This window comes from Bacillus haikouensis, from assembly GCF_013179555.1.
GTDB classification, from domain to species: domain Bacteria; phylum Bacillota; class Bacilli; order Bacillales; family Bacillaceae_B; genus Rossellomorea; species Rossellomorea haikouensis_A.
This window is the reverse complement of the sequence record NZ_JABMCR010000537.1, coordinates 1-1,304: the sequence shown is the minus strand read 5'-3', so window position 1 is coordinate 1,304 and position 1,304 is coordinate 1. Positions and strand designations below refer to the sequence as shown.

At 42.2% G+C, this 1,304-nt stretch carries 1 pseudogene; it reads left to right on the top strand.

The annotated features are described in order from the left end of the window. Positions 1–22: 22 nt before the first annotated feature. Positions 23–1,304 (top strand): annotated as a pseudogene (locus HP456_RS24080) (hypothetical protein); the annotation flags it as partial.

The window sequence follows — 1,304 nt, the reverse complement described above, 5'->3', positions numbered from 1 at the left end:
TATGAAATGGGGGATGTTGGGTATGCCATCCAAAACATCTTGGATCAATAAAGAACTTATAACACAAAGTGTACGGAGTGTCGGCTGGCTTGGAATCGTGTACTTCATTGGTCTCCTGTTTGCACTTCCGATTGATATACTGGGGAAACTGACAAATCCAAATATTATTTATTACAACAACCTTTATGAAAATCTCTTTAAGATTCAATACCCTATCCAAATGGGGTTGCTGTTTTTCATACCGGTACTGCTGTCCGTATTCCTATTCCGCTATTTACACGTAAAACAGACTGCCGATTTCATCCACAGCCTGCCAATAAGGCGGAACCAGATTTTCCAGCACACATTGTTTACGGGACTTGGCATCCTGCTGATCCCGATTTTACTTAACACTCTTTTCCTGCTGATACTCTATTGGATTACTGAACTAAGCCTTTACATCGATGCCGCAGATATCTTTGTCTGGGCCGGGATCACAATGTTGATAGCCGTGCTTTTCTTCTTGACCGGCACCTTTATTGCGATGATTACTGGCCTTTCTGCTGTACAAGGTGTCCTGACCTATATCATCCTGCTATTGCCTGCAGGAATGTTCTTATTGGTTACTTTCAGCTTAAAGCAGATCCTGTTCGGATTCCCGACAGATTATTACTACAATATCAAAATAGAAGAGTATTCACCCATCGTTAAAACAGTCATGCTTGAAAACAAGTTGATTTCAGGATGGGATGCGTTAATCTATGCAGTTCTGACAGTTCTTTTCTACGGTTTGGCTCTATTACTCTATAAGAACAGAAAAATAGAAACAGCTTCACAGCCGATTACAGTCAAACTGCTTCAGCCAATATTCAAATACAGCATGACCTTCTGTTCCATGCTAGTCGGCGGAATGTACTTCATTGAAGTTCAGGGCCAAGGCAATTGGATGTGGTTCGGGTATGTTGTCGGTGCACTGTTCGGCTATTATGCTGCCGAAATGATTTTACAAAAGCATTGGAGAGTATTCCACCACTGGAAAGGCTACGTTGTATACCTCCTTGCGATCGGGGCTGCTGCCCTTCTGTTTCAATTTGATCTCTTTCAATATGAAAAGAAAGTGCCGGAAGCAGGCACCATCAAAGAAGCTTATGTTGGATACAGCTATTATGACTTAATCGCAAACGACCAAATCATCGCAAGTGAACAAGGATTGACTGAGATCAAACGCGATCCGATGCTGAAAAAAGAAGAAACGATCAAAGCTGTCCGCGATTTGCACAAAGCCATCATTTCAAAAGGGGAATCATCCGCGAGCCATGAAAGAA